Source organism: Streptomyces sp. NPDC050439 (assembly GCF_040655335.1).
Lineage (GTDB): Bacteria > Actinomycetota > Actinomycetes > Streptomycetales > Streptomycetaceae > Streptomyces.
On the sequence record NZ_JBFAJT010000003.1, the window covers coordinates 184,548 to 202,495 of the forward strand.

15 protein-coding genes are annotated in these 17,948 nt (G+C 69.8%); 5 read left to right on the top strand and 10 right to left on the bottom strand.

Features of this window, described 5'->3' with window-relative positions; translation table 11 throughout:
* Positions 1 to 4: 4 nt before the first annotated feature.
* Entirely contained in the window at positions 5 to 769 is a 765-nt protein-coding gene (locus tag AB0I66_RS13960) for a crotonase/enoyl-CoA hydratase family protein (protein ID WP_363208066.1), read from the bottom strand.
* Positions 770 to 893: 124 nt separating this feature from the next.
* Positions 894 to 3,935 carry an excinuclease ABC subunit UvrA gene (gene uvrA, locus AB0I66_RS13965; protein ID WP_363208067.1) on the bottom strand — a complete coding sequence of 1,014 codons (3,042 nt, stop codon included), beginning with the start codon at positions 3,933 to 3,935 and terminating at the stop codon, positions 894 to 896.
* Positions 3,936 to 4,158: 223 nt separating this feature from the next.
* Here uvrA and AB0I66_RS13970 point away from each other — a divergent pair, with 223 nt between their 5' ends.
* On the top strand, positions 4,159 to 4,842 hold the full coding sequence (locus tag AB0I66_RS13970) for a maleylpyruvate isomerase family mycothiol-dependent enzyme (protein WP_363208068.1): 684 nt from the start codon (positions 4,159 to 4,161) through the stop codon (positions 4,840 to 4,842).
* A gap of 10 nt (positions 4,843 to 4,852) precedes the next feature.
* On the top strand, positions 4,853 to 5,509 hold the full coding sequence (locus tag AB0I66_RS13975) for an MBL fold metallo-hydrolase (RefSeq protein WP_363208069.1): 657 nt from the start codon (positions 4,853 to 4,855) through the stop codon (positions 5,507 to 5,509).
* A gap of 19 nt (positions 5,510 to 5,528) precedes the next feature.
* On the opposite strand, the gene aroQ is transcribed toward AB0I66_RS13975, so the two are convergent.
* The 7 genes from aroQ to AB0I66_RS14010 all read right to left on the bottom strand — a co-directional run bounded on the left by aroQ (position 5,529) and on the right by AB0I66_RS14010 (position 14,357).
* Entirely contained in the window at positions 5,529 to 5,990 is a 462-nt protein-coding gene (gene aroQ, locus AB0I66_RS13980; protein ID WP_363208070.1) for a type II 3-dehydroquinate dehydratase, read from the bottom strand.
* A gap of 32 nt (positions 5,991 to 6,022) precedes the next feature.
* A complete protein-coding gene (locus tag AB0I66_RS13985) occupies positions 6,023 to 7,120 on the bottom strand; it encodes an ionic transporter y4hA (protein WP_363208071.1) in 1,098 nt (365 codons plus the stop codon).
* A 137-nt stretch (positions 7,121 to 7,257) separates the two neighbouring features.
* Positions 7,258 to 8,253: a TerC family protein gene (locus AB0I66_RS13990; protein WP_363208072.1), complete on the bottom strand. Its 996-nt coding sequence runs from the start codon at positions 8,251 to 8,253 to the stop codon at positions 7,258 to 7,260.
* Positions 8,254 to 8,579: 326 nt separating this feature from the next.
* A complete protein-coding gene (locus AB0I66_RS13995) occupies positions 8,580 to 10,520 on the bottom strand; it encodes a TerD family protein (protein WP_363208073.1) in 1,941 nt (646 codons plus the stop codon).
* Positions 10,521 to 10,590: 70 nt separating this feature from the next.
* Positions 10,591 to 11,169 carry a TerD family protein gene (locus AB0I66_RS14000; RefSeq protein WP_363208074.1) on the bottom strand — a complete coding sequence of 193 codons (579 nt, stop codon included), beginning with the start codon at positions 11,167 to 11,169 and terminating at the stop codon, positions 10,591 to 10,593.
* Between the two features lie 133 nt (positions 11,170 to 11,302).
* Positions 11,303 to 13,450 carry an excinuclease ABC subunit UvrB gene (gene uvrB / locus AB0I66_RS14005; RefSeq protein WP_363208075.1) on the bottom strand — a complete coding sequence of 716 codons (2,148 nt, stop codon included), beginning with the start codon at positions 13,448 to 13,450 and terminating at the stop codon, positions 11,303 to 11,305.
* Positions 13,451 to 13,490: 40 nt separating this feature from the next.
* Positions 13,491 to 14,357: an MHYT domain-containing protein gene (locus AB0I66_RS14010; RefSeq protein WP_363208076.1), complete on the bottom strand. Its 867-nt coding sequence runs from the start codon at positions 14,355 to 14,357 to the stop codon at positions 13,491 to 13,493.
* Positions 14,358 to 14,606: 249 nt separating this feature from the next.
* Between AB0I66_RS14010 and AB0I66_RS14015 the strand changes: the two genes are divergently transcribed.
* From AB0I66_RS14015 to AB0I66_RS14025, 3 genes are all read left to right on the top strand, one after another.
* Positions 14,607 to 15,527 (top strand): glycerophosphodiester phosphodiesterase family protein, encoded by a 921-nt coding sequence (locus tag AB0I66_RS14015; RefSeq protein WP_363208077.1) that lies wholly within the window; start codon positions 14,607 to 14,609, stop codon positions 15,525 to 15,527.
* Positions 15,528 to 15,579: 52 nt separating this feature from the next.
* Positions 15,580 to 16,158, top strand: coding sequence for a methylated-DNA--[protein]-cysteine S-methyltransferase (locus AB0I66_RS14020; protein WP_363208078.1), 579 nt, complete (start codon positions 15,580 to 15,582; stop codon positions 16,156 to 16,158).
* A gap of 98 nt (positions 16,159 to 16,256) precedes the next feature.
* Positions 16,257 to 17,519 carry an MFS transporter gene (locus tag AB0I66_RS14025; protein WP_363208079.1) on the top strand — a complete coding sequence of 421 codons (1,263 nt, stop codon included), beginning with the start codon at positions 16,257 to 16,259 and terminating at the stop codon, positions 17,517 to 17,519.
* Positions 17,520 to 17,555: 36 nt separating this feature from the next.
* Here the strand turns inward: AB0I66_RS14025 and AB0I66_RS14030 are convergent, their stop codons facing one another.
* Positions 17,556 to 17,921, bottom strand: coding sequence for a cupin domain-containing protein (locus AB0I66_RS14030; RefSeq protein WP_363208080.1), 366 nt, complete (start codon positions 17,919 to 17,921; stop codon positions 17,556 to 17,558).
* Positions 17,922 to 17,948: the final 27 nt, after the last annotated feature.

The window sequence follows — 17,948 nt, forward strand, 5'->3', positions numbered from 1 at the left end:
GGGCTCAGTCGTCAGCGAACGCGCCGTGCCGGCCCGCCCCGGCGGCGAATCTGGCGGCGCCGTCCGCCGCCTCCGTGAGGGACCGCAGGCCGTGGCGCAGTTCGCCTGCCATCGCGTCCTCCTCGGTCAGGCCGCCCTGTTCCCGTACGGAGAGCCGGTCGCCTCGCAGGCAGGTCTGCGGGAACGCGGCGATCTCCGCGGCGAGGCGTTCGGCGGCGGCGCGGGAAGTGCCCGGCGGCACGGTCCGGTTGACCAGGCCCATCGCGAGCGCCTCCGCCGCGGGGACGGGGCGGCCGGTGAGCACCAGGTCCATGGCCCGGCTCTCGCCGATGAGCCGCGGCAGCCGCACCGTGCCGCCGTCGATGAGCGGGACGCCCCAGCGGCGGCAGAACACTCCGAATACGGCGTCGTCGTCGGCGACCCGCAGGTCGCACCAGAGGGCGAGCTCCAGGCCTCCGGCGACCGCGTGTCCGGAGATCGCGGCGATGACGGGCTTGGACAGACGCATCCGGGTCGGCCCCATGGGACCGTCACCCTTCTCCGTCACCTCGTTCCCGGCCGGTGTTCCGATGGCCTTGAGGTCGGCTCCGGCACAGAAGGTGCCGCCCTCGCCCCACAGCACGGCGACGGCGGCCTCGGGATCGGCGTCGAAGTCCCGGAACGCGTCCGCGAGGGCCCGCGCCGTGGGCCCGTCCACGGCGTTACGCACATCGGGCCGCGAGAGCACGATCGTGGTGACGGGACCTTGGCGTTCGATGCGTACGGTCATGCGGCCAAGGCGAACATGAGAGCAGGCCGCCGGACAAGAGGCGCCCCTCAAGGGACGCGGGGGCCTGCGCGACCGGCCACGACGCACCCGCAGGCGCACGCGTCCGGTCGCGCATCCACACCAGTCAGGCCTTACGAGCCCTGGTCGCCTTCTTGGCGGGGGCCTTCTTGGCCGTCGCGGTCTTGGCGGGGGCCTTCTTGACCGGCGCCTTGGAAGCGGCCTTCTTCGCGGTGGCCGTCTTCGCCGTGGCCTTCGCCGCCGTCGACTTCTTCGCCGCCGAGGAGACCGCCCGCTTGCGCCCCTGCGAGGCCCCGTCGCTGATGCTGTCCGCCGCGAGGATGTCCCGCAGGAACTTGCCCGTGTGGCTCGTCGGGACTCCGGCGACCTCCTCGGGTGTGCCCTCGGCGACGACCAGACCGCCGCCGTTGCCGCCCTCGGGGCCCATGTCGACGACCCAGTCCGCGGTCTTGACGACGTCGAGGTTGTGCTCGATGACGATGACCGTGTTGCCCTTGTCGACCAGACCGGACAGGACCGTGATCAGCTTGCTGATGTCCTCGAAGTGCAGACCGGTGGTCGGCTCGTCCAGGACGTAGACCGTCCGGCCCGTCGAGCGCTTCTGGAGCTCGGAGGCCAGCTTCACGCGCTGGGCCTCGCCTCCGGAGAGCGTCGGCGCGGACTGGCCGAGCCTGACGTACCCGAGACCCACGTCGTTGAGCGTGCGCAGGTGGCGGGAGATGGCCGGCACGGCCTCGAAGAAGTCGAGCGCTTCCTCGATCGGCATGTCCAGGACCTGGGCGATGGACTTGCCCTTGTAGTGGACGTCCAGCGTCTCGCGGTTGTAGCGCGCCCCGTGGCAGACCTCGCAGGGGACGTACACATCCGGCAGGAAGTTCATCTCGATCTTGATCGTGCCGTCGCCGGAGCAGTTCTCGCAGCGACCGCCCTTGACGTTGAAGGAGAAGCGGCCGGGCAGATAGCCCCGGACCTTCGCCTCCATCGTCTCCGCGAACAGCCGGCGGACGTGGTCGAAGACTCCGGTGTACGTCGCCGGGTTCGACCGCGGCGTGCGGCCGATGGGCGACTGGTCGACGTGCACGACCTTGTCGACGAGGTCGTCGCCGTCCACGCGCGTGTGCCGTCCGGGGACGGACCGGGCGCCGTTCAGCTCGCGCGCAAGGTGCGTGTAGAGGATGTCGTTGACCAGCGTCGACTTGCCGGAGCCCGAGACACCCGTGACGGCGGTGAGGACGCCGAGCGGGAAGGAGACGTCGATGTCCTGGAGGTTGTTCTCCCGGGCGCCGTGCACCGTCAGCTGACGGGTGGGGTCCGCGGGGCGGCGCACGTCCGGCACCGGGATGGACCGCTTGCCCGACAGATACTGCCCGGTGATCGACTTGTCGTTGGACAGGAGCTCCTTCATGGAGCCGCTGTGCACGACCTTCCCGCCGTGCTCGCCCGCGCCGGGGCCGATGTCGACGACCCAGTCGGCGACCTTGATGGTGTCCTCGTCGTGCTCGACGACGATGAGCGTGTTGCCCATGTCGCGCAGGCGCACGAGGGTCTCGATCAGGCGGTGGTTGTCGCGCTGGTGCAGTCCGATGGACGGCTCGTCCAGTACGTAAAGGACACCGACCAGGCCCGAGCCGATCTGCGTGGCCAGGCGGATGCGCTGGGCCTCGCCTCCGGAGAGGGTGCCCGCCGCGCGGTTCAGCGAGAGGTAGTCCAGGCCGACGTCGACCAGGAAGCGCAGCCTTTCGTTGACCTCCTTCAGGACGCGTTCGGCGATCTTCTTGTCGCGGGCGCCCAGCTTCAGCTCGGCGAGGAAGTCCGCGCAGTCGCTGATGGACATCGCCGAGACCTCGGCGATGGACTTCCCCATGACCGAGACGGCCAGGACGATCGGCTTGAGACGCGTGCCCTCACAGGTGGGGCAGGGCACCTCGCGCATGTAGCCCTCGAAGCGCTCGCGGCTCGCGTCGCTCTCGGCCTCGCTGTGGCGGCGCTTGACGAAGGGGACGGCGCCTTCGAAGGCCGTGGTGTAGACCCGCTCGCGGCCGTACCGGTTGCGGTAGCGGACCTCGATCTGCGTCTTGTGGCCGTTCAGGAGGGCCTTCTTGGCGCGCTGCGGGAGTCCGGCCCAGGGCATGGCGGTGGAGAAGCCGAGGGCGTCGGCGAGGGCTCCGACGAGCCGGCCGAAGTACTCCTTGGTGTGGCCGTGCGACCAGGGGTGGATGGCGCCCTCGTCGAGCGACTTGTCCTCGTCCGGGACGATCAGCTCGGGGTCGACCTCCATGCGCGTGCCGATGCCGGTGCAGTCCGGGCAGGCGCCGAAGGGCGAGTTGAAGGAGAAGGAGCGGGGCTCGAGCTCCTCGAAGGACAGGTCGTCGTACGCGCAGTACAGGTGCTCCGAGTACATCCGCTCGCGCTCGGGGTCGTCCTCGGGGAGGTCGACGAAGTCGAGCACGACCATGCCCCCGGCGAGGCCGAGCGCGGTCTCCACGGAGTCGGTCAGGCGGCGCTTGGCGGAGTCCTTCACCGTGAGGCGGTCGATGACCACCTCGATGGTGTGCTTCTCCTGCTTCTTCAGCGTGGGCGGCTCGGAGAGCTGGATCGTCTCGCCGTCGACCCGGGCGCGGCTGTAGCCCTTGGTCTGGAGGTCGGAGAAGAGGTCCACGAACTCGCCCTTGCGCTCGCGCACCAGCGGCGAGAGGACCTGGAAGCGGCTGCCCTCGGGCAGCTCCAGGACCTTGTCGACGATGGCCTGCGGCGACTGCCGGGCGATGGGGCGCCCGCACTCGGGGCAGTGCGGCTTGCCGATGCGCGCGAAGAGCAGGCGGAGGTAGTCGTAGACCTCGGTGATGGTGCCGACCGTGGAGCGCGGGTTGCGCGAGGTCGACTTCTGGTCGATGGAGACCGCGGGCGAGAGGCCCTCGATGAAGTCGACGTCCGGCTTGTCCATCTGACCGAGGAACTGCCGGGCGTACGAGGACAGCGATTCCACGTACCGCCGCTGGCCCTCGGCGAAGATCGTGTCGAACGCGAGCGAGGACTTGCCCGACCCGGAGAGCCCGGTGAAGACGATGAGGGAGTCACGCGGGAGGTCGAGCGAGACGTTCTTGAGATTGTGCTCGCGCGCGCCACGGACGATGAGACGGTCGGCCACGCCGGTCCGCACCTTTCTTGAGAGAAGTGACAGGGGCGGGACCCCCGTCATTCACAGACTAGGGCGAGCCACTGACAACGCCGGGGCGGTTGCCCTGGTTGATAACAAACCCGGACCACCAAGAATGCCCGATGCCGCACTCGACCATATAGCACGTGCATTCGATTTGCGGTGCTGCTCCGACGCCTTCACCCGAACGTGTGGCGCGACTATCGTCGGACGCATGATTGATCATGTGCGCGACCTGGCGTCTGTACGTGACGCGACCGACCGGCTGCTCAGCGCAGCCGCGAAACTGAACAACGATTCGACCGCCGAGCCGTCACGGCTGCCGGGCTGGACCCGCGGCCATGTCCTCGCCCACCTGGCCCGTAACGCGGACGCGCTCGTCAATGTGCTGTCCGGTCGGCCCATGTACGTCAGTGGTGACGCACGCGACAAGGACATCGAGCGTGACGCGCCCCGGCCGCTGACCGAGCAGCTTCGCGACGTGCGGGAGTCCGCGGAACGTTTCGCCGCGGCGGGCACGATCCCCGCCGACTGGTCCCGCACCGTGGAGCTGCGCAACGGAGTAACCGACTCCGCGTCCCGGGTGCCGTTCCGACGATGGGTCGAGGTGGAACTGCACCACGTGGACCTGGGCATCGGGTACGAGGTCGAAGACCTGCCGGAGGAGTTCGTGCAGCGGGAGATCGCGTTCCTGACGACTCGCTTCTCCGGGAACCCTGCTGTGCCGCCGACCCGGGTGACGGATGGCACGCACGCGTGGAGCACCGGTCGGGACGGTGAGCCCGAGGTCACTGTTTCCGGCTCCGCGTCCGACGTGGTCGGCTGGCTCTCCGGCCGCCGGGACGGCTCCGCGTTGACGGCCGAAGGCGGCCTCCTGCCCTCCCTGCCCCCGCTATAGGCTGAGAGACATGACGTACAGCGGAGCAGTGAAGGTCGGCGGCGGTGCGGACGTGCACGAGCTGCAGGACCTGATGATCTCGAAGGTCGCCGTCGGCCCGATGGACAACAACGCCTATCTGCTGCGCTGCCGGGCCACGGACGAACAGCTCCTGATCGACGCGGCGAACGACGCCGCGACGCTGCTCACGCTGATCGGTGACGACGGCATCACGTCCGTCGTCACCACCCATCAGCACGGCGACCACTGGCAGGCACTCGCCGCGGTCGTCGAGGCCACCGGCGCCCGGACCTACGCGGGCCGCGAGGACGTCGAGGGCATCCCCGTGGCCACGGACATCCCGCTCGCGGACGGCGACACCGTGAACGTCGGGCACGTCTCCCTCACCGCGCGTCATCTGGTGGGCCACACGCCGGGCTCGATCGCCCTCGTGTACGACGACCCGCACGGCCACCCGCACGTCTTCACCGGCGACTGCCTCTTCCCCGGCGGCATCGGCAACACGCACCAGGACCCGAAGGCCTTCGCGAGCCTGCTGCACGACGTCGAGACGAAGATCTTCGGCACGCTGCCCGACGAGACCTGGGTCTACCCCGGCCACGGCAGCGACACGACCCTTGGCGCCGAGCGCCCGCACCTGGCCGAGTGGCGCCGACGAGGCTGGTGAACCGCGTACGCCGACGCGGCTAGGCCGCGTCGAGCAGCGCCGCCACCCGCTCCACCGCGAACACGTACCCCTGTACGCCGCACCCCGCGATGACCCCGTCGGCGCGCTGGGAGACGTACGAGTGGTGCCGGAACGCCTCGCGCTGATGGATGTTGGAGATGTGGACCTCCAACACCGGCATGCCGTCACAGGTGTTGAGCGCGTCGAGGATCGCCACCGAGGTGTGCGAGTAGGCGGCAGGGTTGATGACGATGCCCGCGTGCTGCTCGCGCGCCTCGTGGATCCAGTCCACCAACTGACCCTCGTGGTTGCTCTGCCGCAGGTCCACGGTGCCGCCGTGCGCGGCCGCCGCCTTGGCGCACAGCGCCTCGACGTCGGCGAGCGTGTCCGATCCGTAGATCTCGGGCTGGCGCTGACCGAGCAGGTTCAGGTTGGGACCGTTCAGGATCATGATCGGGGCGTTGGCAAGAGTGCGCGTCATGCCGTCAGCGTACTGAGGGACACTCCCGTGCGTCACGGCGTGACCGCGAGCTCCAGGTACGCCGCGAACAGCACCAGATGGACGCCGCCCTGCAGCAGGGTGGCGCGCCCCGGCACGACCGTGAGCGTGCCGACGATCAAGGTGAGCGCCAGGAGCACCATGTGGGTCGGGCCGAGTCCGAGCACCAGCGGCCCGGAGAGCCAGACGGAGGCGACCGCGACGGCCGGGATGGTCAGGCCGATGCTGGCCATCGCGGACCCGAGGGCGAGGTTGAGGCTGGTCTGCACCCGGTCGCGGCGGGTGGCGCGGACGGCCGCGATGGTCTCCGGGAGCAGCACGAGCAGGGCGATGATCACGCCGACCACGGCGTGCGGCATGCCGGCGTTCTCCACTCCGGACTCGATGGTCGGCGAGACGCCCTTGGCGAGGCCGACCACGCCGATCAGGGCGAGGGCGAGCAGGCCGATGCTGAACATGGCGGCTCGGGTGGTCGGCCCCGCGTCGTCCTCGGAGTCGATCACCTCGCCCTTGCGGGTGATCGGCAGGAAGTACTCGCGGTGGCGGACGGTCTGCGTGGTCACGAACAGGCCGTACAGGACGAGCGAGGCGAGGGCGGCGAAGGTGAGCTGCGCCGTGGAGAACTCCGGGCCCTGCTTGCTCGTGGTGAAGGTCGGCAGGACCAGGCTGAGCGTGGCGAGTGTGGCGACGGTCGCGAGGGCGGCGCCGGTCCCCTCGGACTGGAAGACGGCGACGCGATGGCGCAGGGCCCCCACCAGGAGGCACAGGCCGATGATGCCGTTGCAGGTGATCATCACGGCGGCGAACACGGTGTCGCGGGCCAGCGTCGCGCTCTTGTCGCCGCCATCGGCCATGAGGGTGACGATCAGCGCGACCTCGATGATCGTCACGGCGACCGCGAGGACGAGCGAGCCGAAGGGTTCGCCGACGCGGTGCGCGATCACCTCGGCGTGGTGCACGGCGGCGAGCACGGCCCCGGCGAGCACCAGCGTCACCACGGCCACGACGACGCCCGGCAGATCGCGTCCCCAGGTGAAGGCGAGCAGGACGACGGCCAGGACCGGTACGGCCGCGGTCCACTGAGTGGCGAATGCCCGGAGCCGAGTGATCATGTCTCCGATGCTGCACCGGGCACCGGGGCCCCGCTACTTCAGTTCTGCGCTCCCCCGCGACGTCCGCGCTCTTCCACGGCAAAGGGAGTGGCCCGCGGCAGATCGCCGCGGGCCACTCCCTTTGCTGATGACCGTCGTCAGGCCTCGATGCTGTCCTTCGGGGACTCGTCGGCCGCGTCCTTGCCCTCGGCCGCGTCCTTCTCGGCCTGCTTCTTGGAGGCGATGAGGCTGGTGATCGTGGTGATGACCAGGACACCGCAGATGACGCCGAGCGAGACCGGGATGGAGATCTCGGGGACGTGCACGCCGTTCTCGTGCAGGGCGTGCAGGACCAGCTTCACACCGATGAAGCCCAGGATGACCGAGAGGCCGTAGCTGAGGTGGACCAGCTTCTTGAGCAGTCCGCCGATGAGGAAGTACAGCTGGCGCAGACCCATCAGGGCGAAGGCGTTCGCCGTGAAGACGATGTACGGGTCCTGGGTGAGGCCGAAGATCGCGGGGATCGAGTCCATCGCGAAGAGGATGTCGGTGGTACCGATGGCGAGCATGACGATCATGAGCGGCGTCATGATCTTCTTGCCGTTCTTCTTGATGAAGAGCTTGGTGCCGTGGTACTGGTCGGCGACGCCGAACCTCTTCTCGGCGGCCTTCAGGAGGCGGTTCTCCTCCCACTCCTCCTCGTCGTCATCGGCGCGCGCTTCCTGGATGAGCTTCCAGGCGGTGTAGATCAGGAACGCGCCGAAGATGTAGAAGACCCAGGAGAAGTTGGCGATGACCGCGGCGCCGGCGGCGATGAAGATCGCCCGCAGGACCAGTGCGATCAGCACACCGAACAGCAGCACGCGCTGCTGGAGGTGGGTGGGCACCGAGAACTTCGCCATGATCAGGATGAAGACGAAGAGGTTGTCGACGCTCAGTGACTTCTCGGTGATGAAGCCCGCGAAGAACTCGCCTGCCGGCTGACCGCCGCCCCAGATCAACAGGCCCACTCCGAAGAGTGCGGCCAGCACGATCCAGACGATCGTCCAGATTCCGGCTTCCTTGATCGATACGTCGTGCGGCTTGCGGCCGATGAAGAAGTCGACCGCGATCAGGGCGATGAGACCAAGAATGGTCAGCACCCAAAGGGTCATTGAAACGTCCACTGCGCCTCCGGCGTCGTACGGCTACTGATCAGCGTCGTCGCTGCCGGAGGTCTCTTCCACCCGAGGCGGCTCACCGCCCCGCGGGCCGACGCCCCGGGATCGATGGCGATCCGTATTGACGGGCACGTCGCGTTCGGGAGTACTCCCCTCCGCTGCAAGAAGAGTACGCGAAACACCAAGGGTTGGTAAAGGAGAATCCAAACTGAAGCCAAAAGCGCAGGTCAGCGCAGGCCGGTGTGAGTCAAAAGTCGCTTTACCGTCAGTGACACGAGTGGCTTGAGTGGCCCGAGTGATCTGCCGGGCCCACCAAGGCGTCAGCGGCCACCTGTGCGCCGGGCGTGCGCGACCTGGTTCAGGACCTGCTCGATCACCCTGCTGCCGGGCGGCGCCATCGGGGGTTCGTACGTCCACGCATGACCGACCCAGGGGTCGGCGAGGTGGTCGTCGGCGACCGGGGTCAGGCGCATGAGGGCCCGCCAGAGGGGGTCGAGCAGCGGGCCGTACTCCGCGGCGTCCTCGCGGTCGGCGACCAGCATCAGGTGCACGCCCACCGCGGGGCCCTCGTCCGCGAGGTAGCGGAGCTGGGTCACCGCGCGGTCGTCGAAGCCGTGCGGGAAGTCGTTGACGATCAGGAGCTGCTCGGCGGTGTCCAGGTCCGGCGGCAGCGCGTCGGCAGCGCCCGCGCGGATGGCCATCTGCACCAGGTCCACGCGCTGGGTCAGCTTGGCGAGCACGGCGGAGACGCCCGCCGCACCGGCCGCCGGGGCTCCGTCAAGCACGCCCGCCGCCACCAGCGGGGAGAGCGCGCCGGCCGCGGAGCCCGCCGCGTCGATGACGTGCACCGTGAACTCGCCCGCGGGATAGACCGCAAGGAGCCGCGCGGCGTGCGCGACGGCGCTGTCCATGGCGAGGCGGCGCAGCTGGTCCGTGTCGGCCAGGGAGTCCGTGCCCGACGAGCGGCCGCTGTCGATCCACAGGCCGCGCTCCAGGGGCAGCCGGACAAGGAGCGGAATGTGCAGGTCCGGGCGCTCGGGCAGATGGAGGTCGCCGAGGCGCAGCGCCATGGGGATCTCCATCGGGGTGCGGTAGGCGTGCCAGGCCGGGCTGTCCCAGCCGGCGAACGCCAGGGGCAGGGCGGGCTCGACGACGTCGGACTCGGCGGCGAGCTGATCAAGGTCGCGGTCGAGGGCTTCCTTTGCCCGGTCGACGAGAAGGCCGTGCTTGGCGCGGGCGGCGTCGCGCGCGACGTCCCCGGTGTTGCCGATGCGGCTGCGGGGGTCGGAGAGGACCTTGTCGAGCTCCTGGTCCATGCGCGACTCGGCGAAGTCGACGGCACTGCGATACGCGGCCGTGGAGCGGGCCAGGTCCTCGAACATGCCCCAAACCTGGTTGTAGAGGCGCTCCTCCATGGACCAGCCGGTCGCGTCGCCCGCCACGGGCTGGGCGGCCCTGCCCGGTTCGGCCGGGGCCGCGGCCGGTGAGGGCGGCGGCGGTGCGCTGGTCTGGCGGCCGGGGTGGGTGTAGTTGACCGGGCCGCCCGTGGGGGTCGCGTCCCCTGGCTGGTGCGGCGGGGCAGGCTGCGGGGGCGCGGCGCTGTCCGGGCCCGGACCCGGCGCTGCCGGGCCGGGCGCGGCGGTCTGTCCCGTCGTCCGCACCCGGGCCTCGTCCGCGGAGCGTGGCGGCGGCGCGGCCACCGAACGGGCCAGGCCCTGCGCCACCGCTTCGTTGATCGAGCCCGCCAGTTCGTGGGCCTGCGGGAGGCCCTGGTCGGTGAGCATGTCGGCGAGGCCGCCCGCGTACCCCTGGCCGACGGCGCGCACCTTCCAGGCGTCCTGCCTGCGGTAGAGCTCCAGGGCGACGACGGCGGACTCGGCGTCCAGGTCGGTGATGGTGTAGCTGGCGACCTCGGAACCGTCAAGCGCGGTGACGGCGACGAAGGGGGCGGCGAGGGAACCGAAGCTGACCGGTCCCCCGACACCGACGGGCAGCGCGAGGAGGACGTTGACCCGGTGCACCGCGTCCGGGACGGCGTCGAGGTCCACCGCGAGGCGGTGGTCCGCGGCCGCCTGCCTGGGCACTTCGAGCCCGGGCAGCGTCGGCGAGCCGGGGTGGGCCACCCAGTCCGTGCCGCGCACCTTCCCCTGCTCGTCACTGAGCGTGACCCCCGCCACGATCGGCTTGCCGATCGAGACCCGGATCTCCAGACGGGTCTCGGGAAGCGGGTGGTTCTGCCCCCGGACCAGCTCGGCCGTCATCGCCTTCGTCCCCCTCGTGCCCTCTGAACTTGTTGGTGCCGCGTGGCGCGCCACGCGGCGTGCCGCCTGCTTACAGGTGCGGCAGGATCGACGGCATCAGGTCCTGGAACGTCCGGCCGTTGGCGGGATTGCCGATGGCCGTCATCTGCCAGCCCGTGCCCGCGCGGTGGACCTTCGCCATGATCTGCGCGGTGTACTGACCGCCGCCGTCGAGTGTGTACCGGGCGAGCTCCTGGCCGTTGGTCTCGTCGACCAGGCGGCAGAACGCGTTCTGCACCTCCTGGAACGTCTGGCCCGTGAAGGAGTTCACCGTGAAGACGATCTGGTCGATGTGGACCGGGATGCGCTGCAGGTCGACGAGGATCGCCTCGTCGTCCCCGCCCTGGCCGACACCGCCCACCAGGTTGTCGCCGGTGTGCCGCACGGAGCCGTCGTCACTGACGAGGTGACGGAAGAACACGACGTCCACCGGCTGCTTGTCGGCGAACAGGACCGCCGACGCGTCCAGGTCGACCTCACGCGTGCGCGTGCCGAACAGTCCGCGCCTCGGGGCCGCTTGCCAGCCGAGCCCCATGCGCACCGCGGTCAGGGCGCCCCCGTCGTCCTTCTGCAGGCTGATGGCCTGACCCTTGGTCATGTTGACCGTCACGCGCTGTCCCCTCTCGAACTGCCTGGGCAACCGCCGGTCTGTGCGGTTGCCCAGCACCTTATGCAGAGGCACTGACAGTGCCGCACCGCGGGCAGCACTTTGTGTCGGTCTTGCAACACACCAGGCAGTACGCCTACGCCTGCCCCGCCTCCCGCATCTGCCTGAGCTCCTTCTTCATCTCTGACACCTCGTCACGCAGCCGTGCGGCGATCTCGAACTGGAGGTCCGCGGCGGCCGCGCGCATCCGGGCGGTCATCTCCTCGATCTGTTCCGCCAGCTCGGCCGCGGGACGGTCGGTGGGTACCTTCTCGGCGGCCTTGCCCTTGAGCGCCTTACCGGCCTTGTTCGCCTTCCCGCCGAGCGCGGGCACCGGCGCCTTGGCGGCTGTCTTCGCGTCGGCCCCCTTCCCCTTGCGGTAGTCCGTGCCGAGGAGCTGTTCCGTGTCGACCTCCTCGCGCGCGATCGCCGACACGATGTCGTTGATCTTCTTGCGCAGCGGCTGGGGGTCGATCCCCTTCTCCTTGTTGTACGCGATCTGCTTCTCGCGGCGGCGGTTGGTCTCGTCGATGGCCTGCTCCATCGCGGGGGTGACCTTGTCCGCGTACATGTGGACCTGCCCGGAGACGTTTCGCGCCGCGCGGCCGATGGTCTGGATCAGGGAGGTGCCGGAGCGCAGGAAGCCCTGCTTGTCGGCGTCGAGGATCGAGACCAGCGAGACCTCGGGCAGGTCGAGTCCCTCGCGCAGGAGGTTGATGCCGACCAGGACGTCGTACTCACCGGCGCGCAGCTCGCGCAGGAGCTCGACGCGGCGCAGGGTGTCGACGTCGCTGTGCAGATAGCGGACCTGGATGCCCAGCTCGAGGAAGTAGTCGGTGAGGTCCTCGGCCATCTTCTTGGTGAGCGTGGTGACCAGGACGCGCTCGTCCTTCTCGGTGCGCGTGCGGATCTCGTGCACGAGGTCGTCGATCTGCCCCTCGGTGGGCTTGACCACGACCTCCGGGTCGATGAGGCCGGTGGGGCGGATGATCTGCTCGACGAAGCCGTCGCCGCGCGACAGCTCGTACTTCCCCGGGGTCGCGGAGAGGTAGACCGTCTGGCCGATGCGGCCGAGGAACTCTTCCCACTTCAGGGGGCGGTTGTCCAGCGCGGACGGCAGCCGGAAGCCGTGGTCCACCAGGGTGCGCTTGCGGGAGGCGTCCCCTTCGTACATCGCGCCGATCTGCGGGACCGTGACGTGCGACTCGTCGATGACGAGGAGGAAGTCCTCGGGGAAGTAGTCGATGAGGGTGTTCGGCGCGGAGCCGGGCTCACGGTCGTCGAAGTGCATCGAGTAGTTCTCGACGCCGGAGCAGGAGCCGATCTGGCGGAGCATCTCCAGGTCGTACGTCGTGCGCATGCGCAGGCGCTGGGCCTCCAGCATCTTGCCCTGCTTCTCCAGCTCGGTGAGGCGCTCGGCGAGCTCCTTCTCGATGCCGGTGACGGCCTTCTCCAGGCGCTCCGGGCCCGCCACGTAGTGCGAGGCCGGGAAGACGTACAGATGGTCGTCGTCGCTGATGACCTCGCCGGTGAGCGGGTGCAGCGTGGAGAGCGCCTCGATCTCGTCGCCGAACATCTCGATGCGCACGGCCAGCTCTTCGTAGACCGGGAAGATCTCGATGGTGTCGCCGCGGACCCGGAAGGTGCCGCGGGCGAAGGCCAGGTCGTTGCGCGTGTACTGGATGTCGACGAAGCGGCGCAGGAGCTGGTCGCGGTCGATCTCGTCGCCGACCTTGAGCGACACCATCCGGTCGACGTACTCCTGCGGGGTGCCGAGGCCGTAGATGCAGGAGACGGAGGCGACCACGATCACGTCACGCCGGGTGAGCAGCGAGTTCGTCGCGGAGTGGCGCAGGCGCTCGACCTCCTCGTTGATCGAGGAGTCCTTCTCGATGTACGTGTCCGACTGCGGGACGTACGCCTCGGGCTGGTAGTAGTCGTAGTACGAGACGAAGTACTCGACCGCGTTGTTCGGCAGGAGCTCCCGGAACTCGTTGGCCAGCTGGGCGGCCAGCGTCTTGTTCGGCGCCATCACGAGGGTGGGGCGCTGGAGCTTCTCGATCATCCACGCGGTGGTGGCCGACTTGCCGGTGCCGGTCGCGCCGAGCAGGACGACGTCCTTCTCACCTGCGTTGACGCGCCGCTCCAGGTCGGCGATGGCCGCCGGCTGGTCGCCGCTTGGCTGGTAGTTGCTGACGACCTCGAAAGGTGCCACCGTGCGTTCGATCTTGGATACGGGCCGCATGGAACCAACCGTACGACCCCCCACTGACAACGGGGTCGGATCACCAGCTCTGCGGGGTTCTCGGGCCGGGTCGCTGCGGGGGCCTGCGGCCCGCCCGCGGGGCGTGGCGGTCGCCCGAGCGAGGGACGGGGTAGGGGGCGTGCTGCGCCTGTGCGGCGTTCTGGAGCTCGGCCTTCCCCATCACCATCAGCGGGTCGAACATCACGATCACTCCCGCGAGGAGCAGGAAGGCGAGCGGTCCGACCATCATGGGCGCGAGCAGCTCGGCGGGCGAGTCTCCCCCGGTGGGCGCGGCGGACGAGCCGTGCAGATGGACCTTGAGGGCGGCCATCCCTGTGTAGTGCATGCCGCTGACGGCGAGCCCCATGACCAGGCTCGCGCCCAGGCTCCAGAGGAAACCCCTGACCTGTGCGGCCGCCCAGAGGGCCGCGGAGGCGGCCACGACGGCGATCACGACGGACGCGGAAACCGTGAGGGTGTTGTACTCCAGCGTCCCGCGCAGACGCATACCGGCCATTCCCAGATAGTGCATCGAGGCGACGCCCAGACCGGTGATCGTCCCGCCGGTGAACAGGGCCGTTCCGGTGGCGCCGCGGTATCCCACGATGAAGATCCCGATGCCGACCATGACGATGGCCACGGCGAGACTCGCGAAGGTCAGCGCCTTGTCGTAGTGGATCGGGGCCTCGTCGACGGTGAAGCCCATCATCGCGATGAAGTGCATGGTCCAGATGCCGGAGCCGATCGCCGCCGACCCGAGCGCGAGCCAGCCGGGCCGCCAGGAGTGCGCGACAAGGAGCGACCTGGTGGTGCAGCGAAGGCCGAGCGCTCCGCCGAGACAGGCCATGAGGTACGCCGCCACCGGCGTGACAAGTCCATAGCTGAAACCGTCGACCGTGCCCTGCATGCGCGGTAGCCCTTCCGCCCGTTGTATCCGAATGCCCGGGATTGCCCCCAAGTGGCCCCAGCCGACCCCGTACTGACAGGCCATGGGCTGACGCAGAGAGTAAAGCTCACTGCGGAACTTGCGAACGATTTTCCGGGAAAGAATCCCGGCTGTCTCCGTTCAACCTGTGGCCATCCTGCACCTGTCTCGCGTTGGCCGTGGACTGTCACTCTCATCCGGTCCGTGCCCGAACATCGCGAGGAGTCACCGTTGTACGCACGCGTTGCCGCTGCCACCACTGCCGCTCTTCTTGGAGCCGGTGCACTGGCTCTCCCTTCCGCCTCCGCTCACGCCGCCGACCAGAAGTCGGCGCAGACGTCCCTGCGGAAGCCCGCACAGACGTCCGCCTCGCACGACACCCCGTTGGTCGTCGCGCACCGGGGCGCTTCCGCCTACGCGCCCGAGAACACTTTCGCAGCCATCGACAAGGCGGCTGACATGGGGTTCCGGTGGGTCGAGAACGACGTCCAGCGCACCAAGGACGGCGAGCTCGTGATCATGCACGACGACAACCTGAAGCGGACGACGAACGTCGAGGAGCTCTACCCCGACCGCGCACCGTGGAAGGTCGCGGACTTCACCGCGGCGGAGATCGCCCGCCTGGACGCGGGCAGCTGGTTCAGCCCGAAGTACGCGGGCCAGCGGGTGCCGACGCTGAAGCAGTACATGAACCGCGTCTCGCGCAACCACCAGAAGCTCGTCTTCGAGTTCAAGAAGCCCGAGCTGTACCCGGGCATCGAGAAGCAGGGCCTCGACGTCCTGCGCAAGACGGGCTGGCTGGACAAGCACCACGTCCGGAGCAAGCTGGTCATCCAGAGCTTCAGCGCGGACAGCGTCAAGAAGGTCCACGAGCTGCGGCCCGACGTCAAGACCGGCTTCCTCGGCACGCCCGCGGTCGCCGATCTGCCCGAGTACGCCAAGTTCTCCGACCAGATCAACTCGACGCACGGCTCCATCTCCGCCGAGTACGTCTCCGCGATCCACGCGCTCAAGGGGCCGCACCGCAAGCGCCTGGAGATCTTCACGTGGACCGTGAACGACGCGGCCGCCGCCAAGCGCGTGGCCGGGTTCGGGGTGGACGGCATCATCACGAACACGCCCGACGTCGTGCGCAAGGCCGTCTCCGGCTGACGCCGCCCCGGCGCGGACGGCGTTGTCAGTGCCCGGTCGTACGGTGGTCCACATGGACGCCAACGGGCAGCACGGGCAGGACCGGCCGGGTCGGGACGGGTCGCGGCAGGTGGTCTGGGCCGTCGTCGCGAGCGATATCGGCCCGCTGCTGCTCGCCGCGACCGACGAAGGCCTGGTCAGCGTCGTCTTCCACGCCACGGACGAGATACGCGACAAGGCGGTCGAGCGGCTCGGCTCCCGGCTGGGGGCCGAGCCGGTCGAGGCTCCCGGGTCCCCGCTCCTCGCCGAGCCGGTGCGCCAGCTCTCGGCGTACTTCGCGGGCGAGCGGCACGACTTCGAGCTGCCGCTCGACTGGTCGCTGATCTCCGGCTTCAACCGCCAGGTCCTGCGCGAGCTCACCACCGTTCCGTACGGCGCCGTCGTGGGGTACGGGGACCTCGCCCGCCGCGTGGGCCAGCCCGGCGCGGCCCAGGCGGTCGGCATGGCGATGGGCGCCAACCCGCTGCCGGTCGTGGTGCCGTGCCACCGGGTGGTCGAGAGCGACGGCGGCATCGGCGGTTTCGGCGGCGGCGTCGAGACCAAGCGCCGGCTTCTCGCCCTGGAGGGGGTCCTGCCACAGCCGCTGTTCTGAGGCTCCGGCACCGTGCTCCCGCACCGTGTCCCGCACCGGGCGGGTCGAGCAGTGAAATCCCTGTTTCCCGTGTTCGAACGCCCTGGCACACTGCGTCAGTGACTTCGACCCTCGACGCTCCTGACATACCCGCGCCGGAAGCGCTGCCCGCGCTGCGCCGCCGGACCACCGCGGTGCTGGTCGCCAGTCAGATACTGGGCGGGCTCGGGGTTCCGATCGGGATCGCCCTCGCGCCGATGCTGGCGACCGAGGTGAGCGGGACGGAGGCGCTGTCCGGGCTCGCGCCCACCGCGTCCGTGGCCGGCACGGCACTGCTCTCGCTGCCGCTCGCCGCCCTGATGACGTCGCGCGGACGGCGGCCCGGCCTCGTCCTCGCGTATCTGATCGGCGCGCTGGGAGCGGGGCTCGTGGTCCTGGCCGCGGTCGTCGAGAGCTTCCCCCTGCTGCTGCTCGGCATGGCCGGCTTCGGGGCGGGTTCGTCGGCCAACCTGCAGGCCCGCTTCGCGGCGGCCGACCTCGCCGAGCCCGAGCGGCGCGGCCGGGCCATCTCCCTCGTCATCTGGGCCACCACGATCGGCTCGGTCCTCGGCCCGAACATCGCGGCGCCCACGAGTCGCGCCTTCGCGCACACCTCCATCCCGGAGGCGGCGGGGCCCTTCCTCTTCGCCGCCGGGATCTTCGCCGTCGCCGGTCTGGTGGTGGCGGTGCTGCTGCGTCCCGACCCGCTGCTCACCGCCCGCGCGCTCGCCCCGCAGGAGAACCACTCCGCGCAGAGCCGTTCCCTGCGGGCCGGTGTCGCCGCGGTGGCCGCGTCACCGATGGCCCGGCTCGCCCTGGTGACGGTGGCCGCGTCGCACACGGTGATGGTCTCGATCATGGTCATGACCCCGGTCGACCTGGGGCACCACGGGGCGAGCCTGCAGTTGGTCGGCCTGGTCATCAGCGGCCACATCGCGGGAATGTACGCGCTGTCGCCGGTGATGGGCTGGCTCTCCGACCGGTTCGGGCGGCTCTCCGTGATCGGCCTCGCGGTCGGGCTGCTGTGCTGCGCCGCGCTGCTCGCGGGTACGGCCGGGCCGAGCCATGGCCAGACCGCCGCCGGTCTCTTCGTGCTCGGCCTCGGCTGGTCCGCGGGTCTGGTGTCGGGCTCCGCGCTGCTCACCGACTCGGTCCCGCAGCCCGCGCGCGCCGCCGTGCAGGGCCTCTCGGACCTGACCATGAACACGGCGGCGGGCATCGGCGGCGCGGCGGCCGGCCTGATCGTCGCGCGGGCCAGCTACGGCTGGCTCAACCTCATCGGGGTCTGCGTACTGCTGCCGATGGCGGCCCTCGCGCTCCGCAGGGCGGTCAAGAAGGCCTGAAGCGTCGGCCGAACCAGTGGCCCTTCGGCCCGGAGTTCAGGGCAGCGTGATGTGGTACGCCTTGCGCAGCGTCTCGTGCACGGTCCACGTCGTACGGTCGCCCTCGCGCAGGACGGCCGCGTCGCCGGGGCCGATCTCGAGCACGTCGCCGCCCTCGACCTCGACGGTGGCGCGGCCGCTGACGACGACGAAGAGTTCGTTCGCCTCGGTGTCGGTGACCACGCCGGGCGTGATCTGCCAGATGCCGCGCAGCTGCTTGCCGTCGGCCGACTCCCACAGGACCTTTCCGGTGACCTCCGGGGTGCCGGACACGATCTGCTCGGGGTCGAGGGGCTCGGCCTCCAGCTCGGCATCCGGAATGTGCACGGCAAAAGACGCAACGGCTTGATCATTCGTGGTCATGGCCGGTCACCCTAGCGGGGGTCGCCA

What these genes read in the sequence shown, in the direction of transcription:
- AB0I66_RS13970 (WP_363208068.1), top strand. Translation starts at nt 4,159, where the DNA reads ATGATTGATCATGTGCGCGACCTGGCGTCTGTACGTGACGCGACCGAC.
- AB0I66_RS13985 (WP_363208071.1), bottom strand. Translation starts at nt 7,120, where the DNA reads ATGATCACTCGGCTCCGGGCATTCGCCACTCAGTGGACCGCGGCCGTA.
- AB0I66_RS13995 (WP_363208073.1), bottom strand. Translation starts at nt 10,520, where the DNA reads ATGACGGCCGAGCTGGTCCGGGGGCAGAACCACCCGCTTCCCGAGACC.
- uvrB (WP_363208075.1), bottom strand. Translation starts at nt 13,450, where the DNA reads ATGCGGCCCGTATCCAAGATCGAACGCACGGTGGCACCTTTCGAGGTC.
- AB0I66_RS14020 (WP_363208078.1), top strand. Translation starts at nt 15,580, where the DNA reads ATGGACGCCAACGGGCAGCACGGGCAGGACCGGCCGGGTCGGGACGGG.
- AB0I66_RS13975 (WP_363208069.1), top strand. Translation starts at nt 4,853, where the DNA reads ATGACGTACAGCGGAGCAGTGAAGGTCGGCGGCGGTGCGGACGTGCAC.
- AB0I66_RS13990 (WP_363208072.1), bottom strand. Translation starts at nt 8,253, where the DNA reads ATGACCCTTTGGGTGCTGACCATTCTTGGTCTCATCGCCCTGATCGCG.
- AB0I66_RS14030 (WP_363208080.1), bottom strand. Translation starts at nt 17,921, where the DNA reads ATGACCACGAATGATCAAGCCGTTGCGTCTTTTGCCGTGCACATTCCG.
- AB0I66_RS13960 (WP_363208066.1), bottom strand. Translation starts at nt 769, where the DNA reads ATGACCGTACGCATCGAACGCCAAGGTCCCGTCACCACGATCGTGCTC.
- aroQ (WP_363208070.1), bottom strand. Translation starts at nt 5,990, where the DNA reads ATGACGCGCACTCTTGCCAACGCCCCGATCATGATCCTGAACGGTCCC.
- AB0I66_RS14010 (WP_363208076.1), bottom strand. Translation starts at nt 14,357, where the DNA reads ATGCAGGGCACGGTCGACGGTTTCAGCTATGGACTTGTCACGCCGGTG.